The sequence below is a fragment of the Bartonella saheliensis genome (assembly GCF_902162175.1).
Window position 1 is genome coordinate 96,121 of sequence record NZ_LR607195.1, and the last position, 20,093, is coordinate 116,213.

The window sequence follows — 20,093 nt, forward strand, 5'->3', positions numbered from 1 at the left end:
CAATTTTCCTCTCTGTGACAGATTCCATTATTTTCCACAGCAACTTTATACCAGTCCTTTTATAAAATGAGTGTTTTCACCTTTAATATTTGCGCAATAATATTTTCGTGGACCGCCTTTTGATACGGATATAAAAAAGATTGATCCCATTTCTTTCACTCTTATTTCCCAAACTTTTTCACACATTCCCATCATTGACAAATACATTAAAAAATGAACTTCACACTCTATAAAAAATAGAACGCTATAATGATTAAGCATTCTAGTAAGGAGACAGCAAACACGAGCTGCCCCTTCCCACATTGATTCTCCTTTCTTTTATTTTTTCCTTCACTTGATTTTCTTATCCAACAGCGAATTTTTGCCCCCTTGCCAATTTATGCTGTCGCTTATTCTATAAGATTGCCATACACCCTCTTGCTTTTGCCATAAACAATAGCGCATAACAAAAACGAGGGTAAAACATCCAAAGCTTTGAGTACAAGAGCGAACAACCAAGGAGATGGGATATGAAGTTTTTTGTGGACAGTGCCAATATTGAAGAAATCCGAGAATTACAAAATTTAAATCTTGTTGATGGTGTCACCACCAATCCCTCACTCATCTTAAAATCAGGACGCAATATTTTTGACGTAACAAAAGAAATCTGTAGCCTCGTCACTGGACCTGTTTCTGCTGAAGTTACAGCAACAGAATTTGAAGATATGATGAAAGAAGCAGCTGTTTTAGCCAAAATTGCCGACAATATCTGCATCAAGCTTCCCTTAACATTTGATGGATTAAAAGCCTGTAGCGCTTTGACAAAACAAGGATTTAAAACCAACCTCACCCTTTGCTTTTCTGTCAATCAAGCCTTACTTGCTGCCAAAGCAGGTGCAACATTCATTTCACCATTTGTGGGCAGAATCGACGATTGTGGAAGTGATGGCATTGCACTGCTGCATGAAATTCGCACAATTTATGATAACTATAACTTTACAACACAAATTTTGGCAGCTTCCATCCGCACCGTTAACCATGTCAAAGAAGCGGCACTAAGCGGTGCAGATGTTGCAACTGTCCCACCAGCCATCTTAAAGGCACTGGTAAAACATCCTCTAACCGATAAAGGCTTGCAAATCTTCCTTGAAGACTGGAAAAAAACGGGACAAAATATCGCTTAATATGTTGCAAGAGCTCAAAGCAACACAAAAATCTGTGCCACTAGCTTCTCCAATAATACGCTCCCACGTGCCTTTATCAAGCTGACCTTTGTTGACAGTTTCTTGCATGATATACTCTTAGCATAACCATGCATAAAGAAGCCCCCCATACTCTGAGAGCTCTGTTGCAACTATCCCCCGTACTGTTTCTTAAATATCCTCCAATATCCCACCAGCAATCTGAGAAGCGCTGGCAACCACCTCCCTTACTGGTAGCCACCTCCCTCAACAGATAAAGAGCCATGTATCTTCCTTAAACACTGGAAAAAAGAGCACTTAACCTTTTGCCAAATCTCTTGAAAGCAACATGAGAAGTTGTTCGGCCAACTCCTCAGCCACACGCCTCTGCGCATCTTCTTCTGCTTGCATTGTTGCATATTCTTGGCGCAACCGTTCAAAAGACGCACTCACCGTTCCTATACCACTGCCAACGGGCATATTTTTCATATCTTGCAAGATATAGGAAGCTTTTCCCACCACAGTTCCAACGGAAGGCCGTCCTTCTCTTTTTCTATCGCGATCAACTTCTATCTGTACAGATTTTCTTGTAAACGTGGATGTTTGCAATGTTAATTGATAAGCGGGAGCAGAAGGCTTACTGCCGTTCCCATAAAGAAGAAACAACAAATGATTACGCACCAATTGACCAAAACGATCTGAAGGTTCTGCAATGACAATGCTTGCCAACTTTTCAGAAAGTCCCAAAGATTGTTTTCCTGATAACGGCGCAGAAATAGAATCTATTGTTGAAATCTGCGACACCTGACGATAAAGCGGTTCAACTTTGCATCCACACAAAAGGGTTAACAAACCTGCCAAACTTACAAAAATACAACGCTTAAAGCACGACATTGACAATCCTTTGTGGAACAACAATCATTTTTTTCACTGATTTTTCGCCCAAATGCGCCTTTACAAAATCAAGCGCCAAGACGGCTTCTTCAATCATTGCTGGAGTCGCTGTTGCTGGCACAGTGACCTCACCGCGTTTTTTACCATTAATCTGTACCGGCAAACTATAGCAGTCCTCAACGGTTAATGCGGGATCATAAACCGGCCAAGCAAGCTCAGACATTAAAGTTTCCTCTCCTAAAGCAGCATGACATTCTTCCGCCAAATGCGGCATGATAGGCGCAATCATGGCAAGGAAAAAATCCACTGCTTGGCGCAAAGCCGCCTTCATTTCGTCCTCAACATCTGCCACCTTACTTAACAAAGGTGCCATAATATTCAAGAGTTCATAAAGGCGTGCAATAGCCCGATTAAAGGCAAATTTTTCTAAATCATCTTCCACAGCATAGAGTGTTTTATGCGCAATCTTTGAGAGTTGCAAAGCCTCCCCCTGTTTCCCGGCACAGGACGTCACGTTTCTTAACAGTGGAGCACTCAAAGCCACATGACGCCAAACGCGTTGCACAAAACGATGTGCACCTTCAACACCCGATTCTGTCCAGATAACATCCCGCTCAGGAGGAGAATCAGACAACACAAACCAACGCACAGTATCGGCTCCATAGGATGCAATAATATCATCAGGATCAACGACATTCTTTTTTGATTTTGACATTTTTTCAATCAAACCAATCGTCACTTCACTCTGATCAATTAATTTATAAGCGCGCCGCTTGCCATCCTTTTCCACAATCGAAATCTCTTCTGGTGAAACCCAGCCCTTCTCATCCCGATAAGTTTCATGCACCACCATGCCTTGAGTAAACAGCCCCTTAAAAGGCTCATCCACCGACACATAGCCCATTAATTTCATGGCGCGCATAAAAAAGCGCGCATAGAGAAGATGAAGAATCGCATGTTCAATTCCGCCGATATATTGTTGCACAGGCAACCATTCTCTTATCGCTTGTGGGTCTACGGGCTCTTGTGCAAAAGGAGCCGTAAAACGTGCATAATACCAAGAAGAGTCCACAAAGGTATCCATGGTATCAGTTTCGCGTTTGGCAGGTTGACCGCAAACAGGACAAGCAACAGCTTGCCACCTTTCATGGCGCACAAGAGGGTTTCCCGGCTGCTCAAAAGTGACATCATCAGGCAATACAACAGGCAAATCGGCACGCGGCACAGGCACTACCCCGCAAGACGTACAATGGATCATGGGTATCGGACATCCCCAATAACGTTGACGTGAAATCCCCCAATCCCGCAAACGAAATTGCACGGTTTTTTTCCCCTGAGGCTGCCCATGAAGCATTTGTTTCTCAAGCCTTTTGGCTGCTTCTTCAAAAGCTTCTTGTGGTGTCAAACCATCCAAAAAGCTAGAATTGATCATCACCCCATCACCAACATAAGGCGTGTCAGTAATGACAAACTCTTCTTTCTCAACTCCTGAAGGCAAAACCACCGCTTGCACAGGAAGATTATATTTACGAGCAAAATCGAAATCTCTCTGATCATGGGCAGGACAGCCAAAAACAGCTCCCGTTCCATAGTCCATCAACACAAAATTAGCGATATAAACGGGAATATGCACCGTCGCATCAAAAGGGTGAACAGCCAAAAGCGATGTGAGAAAACCTTGTTTTTCAGCAGTTTCAAGTGCTGCAGTTGTTGTTCCACCACTGCGACAATTGTCAATAAAAGCGCCCAGTGCTTTGTCTTTTTGTGCAAGAGCTTGAGCAATGGGATGATCGACAGAAAGTGCTAAAAAAGAAGCGCCAAACAGTGTATCAGGCCGTGTTGAATAACAGACAACCTCATCAAAGGACTGACAAACCTCATCGGCTCCCTCTGTCGGCTTCAACGCCCAACGAATCAAGAGCCCTTGTGACTTACCAATCCAATTTTTTTGCATAATGCGGACTTTTTCGGGCCACTGTTCAAGCTCTTCAAGCCCTGCCAGTAACTCTTCACTAAAATCACTAATTTTGAAAAACCACTGCGTCAATTCCCGTTGTTCAACCAACGCGCCAGAACGCCAACCCCGTCCATCAACAACCTGTTCATTTGCTAAGACAGTTTGGTCAACGGGATCCCAATTGACCTTAGCCACTTTGCGCGCCACCAACCCCTTTTGATAAAAATCAAGGAATAGCATTTGCTGGCGATGATAATAATCCACATCACAAGTAGCAAATTCTCGTGTCCAATCTATTGAAAGCCCTAATTGCTTTAATTGCCCACGCATCACGGCAATATTTTGATAGGTCCAAGTTTTGGGATGCACCTTATTTTGCATAGCCGCATTTTCAGCAGGCATACCAAAAGCATCCCACCCCATAGGATGAAGCACATTAAAGCCCTTTGCACGTTTATAGCGCGCAACAACATCTCCCATGGCATAATTGCGCACATGCCCCATGTGAATGCGCCCAGAAGGATAAGGAAACATTTCCAAAACATAATATTTCTCACGACTCTCATTCCCCACAGTCTGAAAAATTTTCTTTTCATCCCAAATCGCTTGCCACCTTTGTTCACGGGCACGTGGATTATAGCGTTCACCTAACTTATGATGTTCAATCGTCATTTCTATGATACTCTTTTACAAAATTGAACTAAAAAACTTGTTTTATTATGCTTGACCATGGATTAATCTCATCGTCAACATTTTCCATCAATATTTTACGAAGTATTTTACAAAGAACAACATAATCACTGAATAAAAAAGACGAAGTACGAAAAGATGAACACACACGCCACCCCGCTTGAACCTTCCCTTGAAGCATGGAAAAATCTACAAAAAGACATTACTCAAACATGCAAAGAATATCACCGCTCCCCACAAGAGATACAACTTCTTGCTGTTTCAAAAACTGTTGCTGTAGAGAATATACGTCCTCTTTTACAAGCAGGTCAAACTCTCTTTGCAGAAAACCGCGTGCAAGAAGCTGCTGAAAAATGGTCCATCTTGCGTCAACAATTTAAAAATATTGAACTTCACCTTATCGGTCCCTTACAATCAAACAAAACAGCACAAGCTGTCAAAATTTTTGATGTTATTCAAACCGTTGATCGTGAAAAAATAGCCAAAAGCTTGGCAGAAGAAATGCAAAAACAACAAAGACATCTCCCCTGCTATGTTCAAGTCAATATCGGCTTAGAGCCGCAAAAAAGCGGTATTGCTCCACAAGAAGTGATCCCTTTTGTTGCTCAGTGTAAAAATCTCTATGGACTTGATATCATTGGTCTAATGGGCATCCCTCCTATCGAGGAGAATCCCGGTCCCTATTTCGCCCTCTTAGCAAAACTAGCAAAACAAGCAGGGCTCCCAAAGCTTTCCATGGGCATGTCTAATGACTTTAAAACAGCCCTGCAATTTGGCGCTAACATCCTTCGCATTGGCTCTGCTTTATTTGGAGAACGCCCTGTGTAAAGCAATTATCTCTCATAAACTCATTCCCCCTTCATATAATCCATTTCCATTAAAAACCCGACCACAAACCAAAAACAACAGAAATGAGAAAAAATATTTTCCTCAATAACAAGGACAATTCCGGCAGAAAAACTCCTATCTTCCTTTTCCCCACAAACAAAAAAGCCGGTCTTTCAAAGCTTTCCATAGACATGTTCTCCAACATATCCCCAGTACATACAACGACTCCACAATTTAGCTCTGAAATCCCGCATGGGCTCTTGCAAAACCCTCTCTGAGAGCCAACCCACCAACATCCCACAAGAAACAACTGAACCAAAGCAAAATAAGAAAGGAGAAATGTACACAAATGGGTAAAGAGAGCCATAAGAGAAATAATAAACAACAAAATATCCAGCACGGATATCGCGATAATTCTCGTTAAAACTGCCAATTCTCTCAACTTCTCAGATATATGTAAACAATTTCCCCACACGCCAATGGCATAAAACACACGAAGAGAGGATTAAAACATCAATCAGCACCCACATTTTAATGCAAGCTGCTTGGTTCAATAAGCCTCTTAAATGCCCAAGAGAACATTAAGATCCATACTAACCGGCATGAGAACAATCATAAACATAGCATAGAAGCTTTCTACGCACTGAAAAGGGCAAAATGCACACGGCAATCGCTAAAAAAGCATATCCCCCCATGCATAATAGGTACAAACAATAACAACACAATTGGATTCAATTATAAATATATTTCTTTGTTATTTTTGTAAATAAAAAGAAAAACACCTCTAATTTTAAACTAAATTTAATAAAAAACAGTTAGTTATTTCTTATTAAGTTAAATTATTATAAATAATATTCTTATCTTATTAAGAAGAATAATTTCATGTACAAATAACATAAGCATTATTTTTATTGATAAGTTTAAAAATTATGCTTGATAGTTCTCTAAAACACATGATATCAATTTGAAGTGTATCAGAATGATACTATTTTTTAAGAGAGATAATTAAGGAGGAGTAACATAAAAAATTTTCCTCCAAGTTTAACTTATACTATACATGATTCAACACCTGTTTATGGAAGTGCTTGTAGCGTTAATGATTTTATGTCTCACATGAATTCACAAGGCTTCAACACAGGGGTGCAAGCAGGATTAGGCGGAGCAGTTCTGGGTGGTATAACTGGAGGACCAGCAGGTGCATTTTCAGCTGGAGTTGCAGGTTTTACAACGGGATTCATAGGAGGTTTTGGTTGGGGGTTCATCGAGAAAGCTCATGAGTGTTGGTTCTAATTTATAGAGAATAGCAACAAAGATATCTCTGAAATTGATAATTTTGTAAATACACTAAAGTTAATTATCTATATCTATGGATAAAATAATTTTTAGAGATATCTACTATGGAGCACATCTTATAATCAGGATTTTGTTATAATGAATATTCATTATGAAATAATAAGAATGTTTTGCATGTTTGTTGTATTTGTCTCTCTCTATACTACTATTATCAAAGTATGCTGTGGTCGGAGTTGGAAGTTAGCTATCATAACATCATTATCGGGAGGAGTTGTGCTCCTTATTTTGGATAGTTTGTGTAGGTACTTTGGTTTATATTAATCTTTATTAGATGAGTTGCGATAACACTAAAAAAAATAATTTTTAGAGGTATCTACTAATCTCATATAGTATAACTAGGGTTTTGTTATAATGGATATTTATTCTGAAATTGTAAGACTATTTTTCATGCTCATTATAATAACTCCTATAATTGCCATTCCTTTTAAAGTACTCAGTGGTATGGGTTGGAAATTGTCTATTCTAATGGCATTATCGTCAGTTATCATGTTCTTTATTTCTGATTCTTTGCGTATTCATCTCTGATTTTTTGCGTAGATATTTTAGTTTATATTAATTTTAGTAAATTTATTCTTTTAAAACGAATGCGTACAAAATAAAAAATATTCTCATAAAGAAAGCACTCTCATTCCCTCTCCTAGGATATTTTTAAATGTCTTTATGCTTTTATAAAAAGCTCTATACGACAAGGCTTTGTTGCATTGAAGTACCTCAAAGCAACACAAAATCCCCTCTTTAATATTATCACATCAGATTTTAAAAATTGACTATTTCAATTTTTGTCATTTAATCTACTCTCAAAATGAAAAGCTTACGGGGAAGTTTTGCCTAAAAAATATAGTGGCTGATTTTTCCCTATAGTAAATGAAAAGAGGGAACATATGTCTGAAAAAATCTATCCAATATCAGAAGATATTAAAAAAACTGCTCTCATCAACGAGGAAACCTATCAACAGTGGTATCAGGAAAGCATCAATGATCCAGAAAGCTTCTGGGCAAAACATGGTCAATGTATTGAATGGTTTAAGCCTTTTACAAAAGTAAAAAATACGTCTTTTCATGGTGATGTCTCGATTCAATGGTACGAGGATGGAATAACAAATGTTGCCTATAATTGCATTGATCGCCACCTAAAAACCCATGGTGATAAAATTGCCCTGATCTGGGAAGGAGATAATCCTTATCACGATAAAAAAATAACCTATAACGAACTTCATGAACATGTTTGCCGTTTTGCCAATATCTTAAAAGACCACGGCGTCAAAAAAGGTGACAAAGTCACCATTTACTTAACCATGATTCCCGAAGCCGCCTATGCCATGCTCGCTTGCGCCCGCATTGGTGCCATTCATTCGGTGATTTTTGCTGGCTTTTCTCCTGAGGCAATAGCAGGACGCATTGTTGACTGTGAATCGACCTTCATCATTACCGCTGATCACGGCTTGCGTGGTGGAAAACGGATTTACTTAAAAGACAATGTGGACCATGCCATTGAGATTGCTGCTCGGCAAAACGTGCATGTGGACCAAGTCATGGTCATACGACGGACCTGCGGACCAATTAATTGGGTAGAGGGACGGGATTTTTGGTACCATGAGGAAATACCCCATGCAAAAACAGACTGTCCTGTAGAACAAATGAATGCTGAAGATCCCCTTTTTATTCTTTATACCTCAGGCTCGACGGGCAAACCCAAAGGTGTTTTGCACACAACAGCGGGCTATCTTGTTTATGCTGCGATAACCCATCAATATGTTTTTGATTATCATCCGGGTGAAATTTACTGGTGCACCGCTGATATTGGTTGGATTACCGGGCATTCTTACTTAGTTTATGGTCCCTTATGCAATGGCGCTACCACATTAATGTTTGAAGGCACACCAACCTTTCCTGACAAAGGCAGATTCTGGGAAATTGTTGATAAACACCAAGTCAATATATTCTACACCGCACCAACGGCTATTCGCGCCTTAATGGGAGCGGGAAATGCATTGGTTGAACGCTCGAAAAGAACATCTTTGCGTCTGCTAGGAACGGTGGGCGAACCGATTAATCCAGAAGCATGGGAATGGTTTTATCATACGGTTGGCAACAATCACTGTCCTATTCTTGATACATGGTGGCAAACAGAAACAGGAGGGCATATGATCACCCCCCTCCCCGGTGCCACCCCGCTGAAAGCAGGTTCCGCCACACGTCCTTTTTTCGGAGTACAACTGCAAATCATCGACGAGCAAGGAAATATTTTGGAAGGTGAGACAGAAGGATATCTTTGCATTATTGACTCATGGCCAGGACAAATGCGCACCCTCTATAATGACCATGATCGCTTTATTGAAACCTATTTTTCTCTCTATAAAGGAAAATATTTTACAGGCGATGGCTGTAGACGCGATAGCGATGGCTATTACTGGATTACAGGACGGGTTGATGACATTCTCAATGTCTCTGGACACAGACTAGGAACAGCAGAAATTGAATCAGCACTTGTTTCTCACCCTGCTGTTTCAGAAGCCGCTGTTGTTGGCTATCCTCATGCCATTAAAGGGCAAGGAATCTACAGTTTTATCACCCTCATGGAAGGAACAGCACCAAGTGAAGAGTTGCATAACGAGCTTATTAAGCATGTCAGAAAGGAAATAGGCTCCATTGCCATATTGGATAAAATCCAATTTGCCCCTCAGTTGCCCAAAACGCGCTCAGGAAAAATTATGAGACGGATTTTGCGAAAAATTGCTGAAAATAATTTTGATAATTTAGGAGATACTTCGACCCTTGCCGAACCACAAGTCGTTGATGATCTTATTGCCAATCGCCAAAATAAAGAAACGATTGTTTAACGCATCATATCACCGGTGGGCTTTAGCCTTTCTGCTCAAATAGTTCTAGTATTTCTGCTAAAGCCCCCGGTAAAAATCCAAACCAGCCCCCTTATTCTCTTTATCAAAGCAAAATATTGCCACTGCTTTTATATCAAAATCCTTTATAAGAGCATATGGACTCTTCAGATCCTTTTATCCACACACATCCCCCATAAGGTGCAAACAGAAGAGTTTATCATCATGATCAAAAAACTTAGTATGGGTAAATTTTACTGTCTGCAAAATTTTTTATCAATTTATCAAATGTAAAATGACAAATTATTCTTATAAATCAATTTATTTTAGCAAAAGAAAAAAACAACAAAGAGACTTTCAATATTTTTGAAAACAAAGAGTTTTTGCCATAACTCATAAAAAACAATAAAGATGAAAATTATAAAAGATACATTTTAACGCATACTGAAACAAAAATGTATAAACTTTACCCACCACAAAGCGCGTAAGATGAATGTGAACCACTTTTAAAAACAAGAATAATGGTTATCATGTTTCTGCTAGAAACACCTTGGAATTCTTGCTAAAATCATAAAAAAAGATACAATTAAAAGAGATAGAATAATTGATGATATTCTTAACAGACAATATTTCTCAAGTACAAAAGAGAAATATTATCTGTTGTGAAGTATGGACAAGGTTAAAAACAAAAGGAGTAAAAGTCCTGAGAGTGATACACGATAAAAGCAGAAGTGGTAGCGAAAAGTGATTCATTTTGAAAATGTTGGTCTACGCTATGGAATGGGGCCAGAGGTTCTTCGTGATATTAGTTTTCATATTCCTGCTGGCTCATTTCAATTTCTTACTGGTGCCTCTGGAGCAGGTAAGACATCGTTGATGCGTTTGATGTTTTTGGCGCTCAAACCAACGCGTGGTCACATTGATTTATTTGGTCATGATACAGCATTGCTCAAACGGCAAGAACTTCCTGCATTACGAAGGCGTATTGGCGTTGTTTTTCAAGATTTTCGTCTTCTTGATCACATGACCACTTATGAAAATGTCTCTTTACCCTTACGCATTAAAGGGCAAGAAGAATCGACCTATCGCAGTGAAGTGGAAGATCTTCTCTGTTGGGTAGGTCTTGGAGATCATATTCATGTTTTACCACCAGTTCTCTCTGGTGGAGAAAAACAAAGGGTAGCGATTGCGCGCGCACTCATTGATCAACCTGAAATTTTGCTTGCTGATGAACCAACAGGAAATGTTGATCCACCTTTGGCAAAACGCCTGCTCCGTTTATTTATTGAATTAAACCGTTTTGGCACCGCTGTTGTCATTGCCACCCATGATATTGCCCTGATGGAACAAGTCGCAGCACGGCGTATGCTTCTCCACAATGGACGGATGACAATTCATGAATAAGTCTTTCCCTATTTTTAGAAGCAATCCCCAAAACACCACGGCTATTATTCCCAGCAGCAATATTTCTGGGCAAGCATTGGTTGCGGTGATTGCTATTATGACATTTCTTTCAAGTCTCACATTGATAGGCGTTGATTTAGTCCAGCGTGCCGCGAACAGTTGGAGTCATCAAATTAGCTATGAAGCAACCATTCAAATACGCCCCATGGAAAATGTTGATATTGAAAAAAACCTTCAGGATGCGGTTAAATTAGCCAAAACATTTCCTGGTGTAGAAGATGCCACAATTGTTGACCAAACAGCCACTGAAAAATTGCTTGAGCCATGGCTTGGAACGAATATAAGTATCAATGAATTGCCCCTTCCCCGCCTTATCATCGTCACCCTAAACGAGCATGCAGAAATTGATTTTCGTGCCATCAGTCAGGCTATCAAGACGCAAATTCCAGGAGGTCAATTTGATGATCACCGTGTTTGGGTCAATCGTTTTTCCACCATGGCACACACCACTATTTTGATTGGTTTTGCGATTTTAATATTGGTTCTAGGCTCACTGATACTCACGGTTATCTTTGCCACACGCAATGCATTGGCAGAGAATGCATATATTATCAATGTGTTATATTTCCTTGGTACTGAAACGCTTTTCATTGCACGACAATTTGATTGGCATTTTTTTAAAACTGCACTTCGTGGTGCATTATATGGTGGTATCACAAGCACATTTTTATTTATTGTCTTTGCCTTTTGGACAAACTATAATCTAGGGAAAGTAGAAGCGAGCCAAATAACTGCCTTATTTGGACATCTTTCCATAAGTTCTCTTCCTTATGGAAAAATCATTTGTCTTATAATTTTTGTTTCTTTTCTTACCACGCTGACAAACCGCATGACTATTCTCGCACAACTTAAAAAAATGGATCAATGTGAAAACGGCCTCTTTTAATATTATGATTCACGATTTCTATAATTCGAACTCACTGATGCAAGATACCCCAGAATTGTCTGTAAAAAAGCGTAGCATAGGCAATCTATTGCGCCGCTTGTTTCGCTATTTTCCACTCACAGCATTATTGCTTTTAATCATTGTTCTGCTTTTCTGTATTGGTTTTGTTATTTTTTCTGAAAAAACCGAACGTCTTCAACCACCCCATCCTTTACCGAAAGCAGATGCCATCATTGTTCTGACAGGAGGAGAAAAACGCATAGAGACAGGGCTTAATCTTTTACAAAAGGGTCTTGGTTCACGGCTTTTGATCAGTGGAGTCAACACAACCACCAATCTGAAAAGTTTTATGCATAGCACACATATCACGCCCCAACTCTTTACCTGTTGTGTTGATATCGGCCACAAAGCCACAAATACCAAAGGCAATGCGGAAGAAAGTGCTGCTTGGATAAAAAAACACCACTATAAAACCCTTTATATCGTCACCCATGATTATCATATGTGGCGTTCGATGCGTGAACTGAAATACTTAATGCCTGATATTAATTTCATTGCTTATCCTGTAAAAAAAAGTGGTGATGAAAGTATGATACAACAGATCAACCAAATCCGTATTCTTGCCTTTCAATATATCAAAACACTCCAAGTCTACATAAGAACGGTATTCTAATCTTTTCATATTGCTTTTTAAAATTTGTGAGGCAAGCTTTTCGTAGCACAAACTATATTCAAGCGAATCTCTCATATTAATTGCTTTTAAGACCAATTCTTACATAAAAATTTAAAATTATTTATTTGAAAATTTTTTCTCAAAATAAAAAGCGCCTCTCCGCATAAACTTCACTTACGACAGCTTATGCACATATTAAAGCAAAAATAATTTTTTCGCATTTGATTACTGAAAAGAAAGGGACATGCAACAAAGTAATCTTCGTACTTTTTCTCATCTCTATAAAATCTATGAATTATAAATAAAAAAACTCTATAGTGTCTCATGACCTTCAAATGATTTTGTATAACACCCTATAACGCCCCTTAGAACGCATATACTTTTTAAAGATGATAAATTTCTGATGACACAGATACAATAAAATGACCTATTTTCCTTACAATCTTCTCTTTGAAAATGAGCTCTATAAGGCTAAAGCCTTTACAGAATCGTAACAACTCATAACGAACGAAAATACGAAAAACACAAAAATATGTATATTTTCCACGAGATGCTCAACAGCCCCATAACGTTAACTAATTATAATTTAAAGGATTTAAAGCGTTTTACCTAAGTAACGACGATGATTTATCATATACTATTTTTAGTGTTGGTTTGATTTCCAAAATCATGAAAAAGGAATTTATCTTATCACAAAAGCTTCCTGACCCAAGAAAATCGGTAGTGAAGATTTATCACTAAAGATGTCCCCTGCACGATTTTCCTTTATCTTCTTGTATAGGAATCTCGCAAAAATCACATTGTAAGCTCTCATCACCACACTTAAACAGTAACAGAAAAGACATCTCCCTCATCATACTGATTATCTCATGAAAACGAAATGTTCCCTACAGCCTCACGCTTTTTATTGAGGCCGCTAAACGTCTCTTTTTAATGACTTCATATCGGCTATCCCTACAACCATACAACTGGCAAAGAGTGTGTGCTGTACATACAATTCAAGTTGTTATATTGACACCATAGATCAAAATCCGCCTCAATACACACACTACAATTATACTTGCAACAATTTATCGAAACTTAATCCCGTGAGAGAGCAACAACAGGGTCAAGTCGTGAAGCTTGCCGTGCGGGCGAAAACCCAAAACATATCCCAATAAGTGTTGAAAAAGTAAGAGAGATGATAATTGACTCAAGTGTGTAAACCAAGTGGATAGACGCTTTAAAGAGCAAAAACAAACCACCAATAGAAAGCCCAAAGAGAATTCCCAAACCACCGCCAATGACACAAACTAAAATGGCTTCAATGAGAAATTGCTGCAAAATATCACTTTGGCGCGCGCCAACTGCCATACGAACCCCAATTTCATTGATCCGCTCAGAAACAGTAACCAACATAATATTCATCACCCCAATACCACCCACAATCAATGAAATAGCGGCAATAGAAGAGACTAAAAGCGTTAAGATACGCGTACTTTCCATAATACGCTCACGAAAGAATGCTGAACTTCTGATGAAGAAATCTTCTCCACCATGACGCATAGTAAGAAAACGTTTTACCATCTTTTCTGCTAAATGTGCATCGACATTTTCAGCAATTTTAACGGTAATTGCCCGAACCTGTGTTGTGCCAAGAAAACGCGTTTGCACTGTTGTGTAAGGCAAATAAACCTGCAACGTAGTTGAGGTACCTTCTCCCATATGTTGCGGATCTACCACCCCAATAATACGCACCGGAACATTACCCAACTGAACGACTTTCCCTATAGGATCCTCATGACGATGAGGAAAAAGCACAGCAACTGCCTCTTTTTCGATCACGAGATCAACGGCTCGCTCATGCACACTTTTCTGATCAAACAATCTCCCTTGAACAGCTTTCAGTCCTTGTGTCTGAAAATATTGTTCTCCCACCCCAGCAATGATAGCATTAGCTTTAACAGCACCAGAACGTATAATAGAGCTTGCTGAAATTTGAGGTGTTACACCAGCAATATAGGGCAATCCAGAGAGAGCATTTGCATCCGCTTCCACCAAACTGGTTATTTTCTCTGCTTGTGGATCAGAGAGGCTTTTTCCAGGCAAAATGGTTAATGTATTGGACCCCAAACTTTTAAAGTTTTCCATAATTCTTTCCCGGGTACCATTTCCCAAAGCCACCATAGCAATAATCGCACTAATACCGATAATCACCCCAAGCATTGTTAAAAAAGTTCGCATTCGGTGGGCATTCATGGCCAACAACGCCATAACAAATGCTTCACGAAACCGTTCAGCAAACGAACGAAAAAAGCCCAATTTTTTTTGATCTTTTAAATTTTGTTTTTCCTGAAGAGGTTGAACATTTATTTTATTTTTTGTACCCTTTGACACATTGTCCGCAATAATTTCTCCATCACTAATTTCGATAATACGCTGTGCTCTTTCAGCCACCTGCATATCATGCGTGACAATGATAATGGTACGCCCTTCTTGATGAAGCTCATCCAAAATACGCAACACTTCCTGACCACTTTGTTTGTCTAACGCACCGGTTGGTTCATCGGCAAGAATAACCTCTGCATTATTCATCAAGGCACGAGCAATAGAAACACGTTGTTGTTGGCCGCCTGAGAGTTGATTTGGACGATGATTTATTCGATCTTCCATACCTAAGCGTGTTAAAAGGTCTTTTGCACGTTTTCTTCTCAAGCTTGGTGCACATCCTGCATAAATAGCTGGAATTTCAACATTGCCAAGTGCCGTTAATTCATTAAGCAAATGATAGCGCTGAAAAATAAATCCAAAATGATTGCGCCGTAAAGCAGATAATTCATCCGCAGAAAGGAGAGCTGTTTCTTTGCCTGAAATCCAATAACGGCCAGAACTTGGTCGATCAAGGCAGCCTAGAATATTCATCAAAGTGGATTTTCCTGAACCGGAAGCCCCCACAATTGCTACCATTTCACCACGCTTGATGGTAAGATTGATATCTTTCAAAACGGTAACAAATGTCTCACCGGCGGGAAAATTGCGCACAATATTTTCCAAAACGAGGACAGCCTCTGCTTGTTCTGCTTTCATGCTTTAGTTCTCATCTGCATTATGTTCACTAGGGATACTAGGCATCACTCCATCATGCGAACCTGTGATAACCACCTCTCCCTCATCAAGTCCTGAAACAATCTCAGCCATCACTTTATTATTAAGCCCCACGGTCACTTGTTTTGCCACCACTTTATCTTTCCCTTCCAAAACAGAAACCCATGCTGTCCGTTCTTTTGTCTCATCACGCAAAGCATCACTTGGCACCAATAAAACGTTTTCGGCACGCCCTAAGACAATATGAACTTGCGCAGTCATATAAGTTCGCAAAAAATTGTCCGCATTGTCCACGTGCACAACCCCATTATAATAAATAGCCGATGCTATGAGAGCGCTCGACCCACCCACCATGCCAGGATTAATACTCACATCAGCGCGAATTTCTTCAGGAGCCGGATCTACCCTTTCTAAGATTCCCTCATAGCGACGTTGTGCATTGCCCAAGACCGTAAAATATAGAGGCTGCCCCGCCTGCACTTTAAGAATATCAGCTTCTGAAATTTGTGCTTTTATTGTCATTTTGGACAAATCACCCAAAATAACAATCGTTGGTGCCGACTGAACCGCATTCACATTTTGCCCCTCTTCAACAACGGTTGCTAAAACTGTTCCCGCCGAAGGAGCCGTCACGCGGGTATAGCCTAAATTGACCTCTGCACTGTCTACATCAATTTGTGCTTGTATAATCTGCTGACGAAGCTGTGCAATTTGGGCCTCGCGTATTTTCACCTGTGTTGTAGCCTCATCGAGGTCGGCCCGTGAAGTTGCATGTAACTTAATCATTTCTTTTTGACGCTCTAAATTTTTCTGCGCAAGAGAAAGGTAGGCTTCTTGTTCTACCAAATTCGCATAATAATGAGATAAGGCTGCCTTTTTTCTTTTCAGATCATTTTCCTGATCTGTTGGATCAATTTCTGCTAACAGATCGCCTTGTTTGACAACACTGCCAGGGACAACATGCATAGCCACCACACGCCCTGTTGCACGTGCACCAACAGCCACCAACCGATAAGGACGCACAAGACCAGAAGCTAAAACACTTTCCTCGATATTACCACGTTTCACCGCTGCTGTTATATAAACCGGTGTTGATGTTCCAAAAAAAAGAGACCGCAACCATAATAAAACAATAAGGAACATAACGGTCAAAAATAAAGAAAGTTTTTTACGTTTTGTAATAAAATTTTTTATGGATTTTTTTTTCATTGCCCTACCTTTGTACGCGAACGTGGCGCACCATCAACAATTTCTGGACGTGATACATCAACAACACCATCCCAGCCACCACCCAATGCCTTCATCAGCGCAATATATTGAGTAACCAAAGAAATACGGCTATCTTTAAGCGCCATTTGTGCAGAATAATAAGAGCGATTAGCATTTAACAATTCGAGGAAGCTGGTATTCCCATTTTCAAACAGGCTGCGTGAAAGTTGTAAAGAGTGCCAAGAAGCTTTGTTTGCAACGATAAGCTTTTCTAAACGTTGATGTTCTTTTGTTAATCTTACCAACGCATTTTCCACATCTTCTAACGCTGTCAACACAGCAGCACGATATGCTACAAAAGCCTGATCGCGCTGTGCACGTGCGACCGCCACAGAAGCCATGATCTGCCCCCCATTAAACAAAGGCAAACGAAGCCCTGGTCCAAAAGACCAGCCAATTGTTGAACTTTTCCATAATTGGCTGATTGTCTCTGTTGCTGTTGAAATACTACCGGTTAAAGTAAGTGATGGATAGAGCTCTGCTTCACGTTGACCAATCCGTGCTGTTGCTTGCGCATATTGGCGTTCAGCGCGTCGTAAATCGGGGCGTGTTAACAAAATATCAGCAGGAATTCCTGCTGGTATTGGCCATTTTGGTTGCGGAATTGTTGCATGTTTGGCATTTTTCTGTAAAAGATCTTGCAACGCTGTAGGCACACGCCCCGTTAAGACGGAAAGGCGATGAATGCTCATGGCCAAATTTGTTTCCATCTGCACTATATCTGCTTCTGTATTAGCCACTTGTGCTTCTGCATTTGAAACATCAAGCTCTGAAGCACCACCCGCTGTTAATTTGCTGCGTATTAATTCGTATGTTTTACGTTGTGATGCAGCAATCTGCCGCACAATCAACAATTTTTGTTGCCAACCACGCAACTGAACATAATTTGTTGCCACATCTCCCAAAAGCGTCACCATGGTATCACGCATTTCTTCCACAGTCGCTTCAAGACCATAATGTGCAGCTTCAACTGCTCGCTTATGACCACCAAAAAAATCGAGTTCCCAGCTAGCATCAAAACTATTATGATATTGGTTGAAATGTTGGTTTGCAATTGTATCAGGTTGACCAGTACTACTGCGCGTTCCTGAAAATGAATTCGTCATACTTGGCAAAAGAGATCCGACAGTTTGTTCTAAACCAGCACGTGCCTCGCGAATGCGTGCTTTGGCAATAGCAACATTATTATTTCCAGAAATTGCCTCATTGATTAATGCATTCAAAACAGGATCATTCAAACGCCGCCACCACCCCGCAAGTACAACTGTACGCCCTGAAATATGCGCAGATTGCTGCCCCCAATTTTCTGGAACACGAAAAGATGTTTTACGATAATGAGGACCAACCATACATCCCGATAATACCCAAAAACATAAAAAAATAATATAAAATAATTTGTTAGAAACAACCCCTTTGAGATTTCTGATATACATCGAGTTTCCCATATTTCTGCAGAATCAATAATATTAATATTTATTCACTTGTTATTTCAAAGTTGACGTGAAAAATCAAATACAGTTTGTACTGGAACATGATCTGAAGGTTGATTCCAGCCCCGCGCAATACGAAAAATAGAAAGATCCATCACAAAAGGTAGTAAATCTGGAGAAGACCAAATATGGTCAAGCCGGCGTCCCCGATCAGCAAGTACCCAATCGCGTGCACGATAGCTCCACCATGTATAAAGCTTAGCGGGAACAGGAAACTGCATACGCATAAGATCCACCCACCCACCTTGATGGCATAAGGCTTGTAACCGTTCGGTTTCAATGGGTGTATGGCTTACAACCTTCAACAACTGTTGATGAGACCACACATCGTCTGCCAAAGGAGCAATATTCAAATCTCCCAGCAAAAGAGAAGAAAGACCATCTCCTTGATCAGCGTGAACAGCAGACATTTCTTCTAAAAAATCAAGTTTATGACGGAATTTTTCATTAACATCAGCATCAGGCACATCTCCCCCTGCGGGAACATAAAAATTATGAATCCGCATAGTCTTGCCACACACTTCCACAATCACCGAAATATAACGACAATCTTGTTTTTGACAAAAGAAACGCTTTTCAACATTTTTAAAAGGCAAACGTGAAACAATTGCCACACCGTTGTAAGATTTTTGTCCACTAAGCGCGATATACTGATATCCGGCGGCTTTAAAGGCCTCCACTGGAAATAAAGCATCTGGACATTTTGTCTCCTGTAGACATAAAATATCAGCAGGAAATAATTGCAAATACTGTAAAACCTGTGCAAGACGCAAACGGATAGAATTAATATTCCAAGTTGCAATACGAAAAACCATCTGTTTCAATTCCGATGAAGTAAAACGCACTATTTATTCGAGGGGAGAGTGAACATCCCATCAGCAAATCTCACCCCCGTGCGTACATTCATGACTTGAACAGTAGTCTCCAAATTCTGTTGATCAACGATTGTCCATTGCCGTAAAGCAGCGTTTCTAGAATCAAAAACCATTCTTATTTGCCCTGCCCCCATGCTTTGATCCCGTAGAACAACTGTAACTGCTCCTGGATCTTCACGGAATGCCAACAAACGCCCCGATGATATATTAATTTTATCATCTAACAGAAACTTCATGGGTGTTTGAGAAAGCTGCGAAAAATTCCACGTATTGAGTGCACGATTATTAATTCCTATGAATTGGCCATCTGCAATGATCTGTAAAGGTATTTTTTTATAAATAAAACGAATTTTTCCTGGACGTTCTAAATAAAAAGTTCCCTGAGACATTTTTCCCTGCGGACTAAACTGAATAAAATCACCGGTCATTGTTTTAATTGCTGCAAAGGTACTCACAACATTCTGCGCTTTTGCCACCTTATTGGATGCCACCTTACTGTATGATTGCGAAAAAGCAGGAAAAGTTAAGCACAAAAAGATAGTAATTCCCACGATCCCAAAGACTCTTCTTTGTAGCAAAAAAGACGTTTTCATAAAAAATGCTCCCAAGCAATACATGTTCATTTTATAATTA

General features: G+C 39.9%; 15 protein-coding genes. 7 read left to right on the top strand and 8 right to left on the bottom strand.

Features of this window, described 5'->3' with window-relative positions:
• Nucleotides 1–45: 45 nt before the first annotated feature.
• Nucleotides 46–303, bottom strand: coding sequence for a hypothetical protein (locus tag FS875_RS10340; protein WP_144751483.1), 258 nt, complete (start codon nucleotides 301–303; stop codon nucleotides 46–48).
• A gap of 206 nt (nucleotides 304–509) precedes the next feature.
• Between FS875_RS10340 and fsa the strand changes: the two genes are divergently transcribed.
• Nucleotides 510–1,163: a fructose-6-phosphate aldolase gene (gene fsa, locus FS875_RS00460; protein ID WP_144751486.1), complete on the top strand. Its 654-nt coding sequence runs from the start codon at nucleotides 510–512 to the stop codon at nucleotides 1,161–1,163.
• Between the two features lie 315 nt (nucleotides 1,164–1,478).
• Here fsa and lptE read toward each other — a convergent pair whose 3' ends face one another.
• Nucleotides 1,479–2,054, bottom strand: coding sequence for an LPS assembly lipoprotein LptE (lptE, locus tag FS875_RS00465; RefSeq protein ID WP_144751489.1), 576 nt, complete (start codon nucleotides 2,052–2,054; stop codon nucleotides 1,479–1,481).
• Nucleotides 2,041–4,683: a leucine--tRNA ligase gene (gene leuS / locus FS875_RS00470; protein WP_144751492.1), complete on the bottom strand. Its 2,643-nt coding sequence runs from the start codon at nucleotides 4,681–4,683 to the stop codon at nucleotides 2,041–2,043. The genes lptE and leuS overlap by 14 nt, the downstream gene beginning before the upstream one ends.
• A 156-nt stretch (nucleotides 4,684–4,839) precedes the next feature.
• Between leuS and FS875_RS00475 the strand changes: the two genes are divergently transcribed.
• The 6 genes from FS875_RS00475 to FS875_RS00505 all read left to right on the top strand — a co-directional run bounded on the left by FS875_RS00475 (nucleotide 4,840) and on the right by FS875_RS00505 (nucleotide 12,742).
• Entirely contained in the window at nucleotides 4,840–5,529 is a 690-nt protein-coding gene (locus FS875_RS00475; RefSeq protein ID WP_144751495.1) for a YggS family pyridoxal phosphate-dependent enzyme, read from the top strand.
• Nucleotides 5,530–6,633: 1,104 nt separating this feature from the next.
• Nucleotides 6,634–6,819, top strand: a complete 186-nt coding sequence (locus FS875_RS00480; protein WP_246067835.1) for a hypothetical protein — start codon at nucleotides 6,634–6,636, stop codon at nucleotides 6,817–6,819.
• Between the two features lie 944 nt (nucleotides 6,820–7,763).
• Complete coding sequence (gene acs, locus FS875_RS00490; RefSeq protein WP_144751504.1) at nucleotides 7,764–9,722, top strand: acetate--CoA ligase; 1,959 nt, start codon at nucleotides 7,764–7,766, stop codon at nucleotides 9,720–9,722.
• Between the two features lie 741 nt (nucleotides 9,723–10,463).
• Nucleotides 10,464–11,123, top strand: coding sequence for a cell division ATP-binding protein FtsE (ftsE, locus tag FS875_RS00495; RefSeq protein ID WP_144751508.1), 660 nt, complete (start codon nucleotides 10,464–10,466; stop codon nucleotides 11,121–11,123).
• Nucleotides 11,116–12,069: a cell division protein FtsX gene (locus tag FS875_RS00500; protein ID WP_144751511.1), complete on the top strand. Its 954-nt coding sequence runs from the start codon at nucleotides 11,116–11,118 to the stop codon at nucleotides 12,067–12,069. The genes ftsE and FS875_RS00500 overlap by 8 nt, the downstream gene beginning before the upstream one ends.
• A 4-nt stretch (nucleotides 12,070–12,073) precedes the next feature.
• Nucleotides 12,074–12,742 carry a YdcF family protein gene (locus tag FS875_RS00505; RefSeq protein ID WP_144751846.1) on the top strand — a complete coding sequence of 223 codons (669 nt, stop codon included), beginning with the start codon at nucleotides 12,074–12,076 and terminating at the stop codon, nucleotides 12,740–12,742.
• Nucleotides 12,743–13,822: 1,080 nt separating this feature from the next.
• Here FS875_RS00505 and FS875_RS00510 read toward each other — a convergent pair.
• From FS875_RS00510 to FS875_RS00530, 5 genes are read right to left on the bottom strand one after another with little or no spacing between them, the layout of a single operon-like run.
• On the bottom strand, nucleotides 13,823–15,808 hold the full coding sequence (locus FS875_RS00510) for a MacB family efflux pump subunit (protein ID WP_144751514.1): 1,986 nt from the start codon (nucleotides 15,806–15,808) through the stop codon (nucleotides 13,823–13,825).
• 3 nt (nucleotides 15,809–15,811) lie between these two features.
• Nucleotides 15,812–17,035, bottom strand: coding sequence for an efflux RND transporter periplasmic adaptor subunit (locus FS875_RS00515; RefSeq protein WP_144751517.1), 1,224 nt, complete (start codon nucleotides 17,033–17,035; stop codon nucleotides 15,812–15,814).
• On the bottom strand, nucleotides 17,032–18,528 hold the full coding sequence (locus tag FS875_RS00520; protein ID WP_144751520.1) for an efflux transporter outer membrane subunit: 1,497 nt from the start codon (nucleotides 18,526–18,528) through the stop codon (nucleotides 17,032–17,034). Before FS875_RS00520 ends, FS875_RS00515 begins: the two co-directional genes overlap by 4 nt.
• A gap of 56 nt (nucleotides 18,529–18,584) precedes the next feature.
• A complete protein-coding gene (locus FS875_RS00525; RefSeq protein ID WP_144751523.1) occupies nucleotides 18,585–19,400 on the bottom strand; it encodes an exodeoxyribonuclease III in 816 nt (271 codons plus the stop codon).
• 29 nt (nucleotides 19,401–19,429) lie between these two features.
• Nucleotides 19,430–20,053, bottom strand: a complete 624-nt coding sequence (locus tag FS875_RS00530) for a LolA family protein (RefSeq protein ID WP_144751526.1) — start codon at nucleotides 20,051–20,053, stop codon at nucleotides 19,430–19,432.
• Nucleotides 20,054–20,093 lie beyond the last annotated feature (40 nt).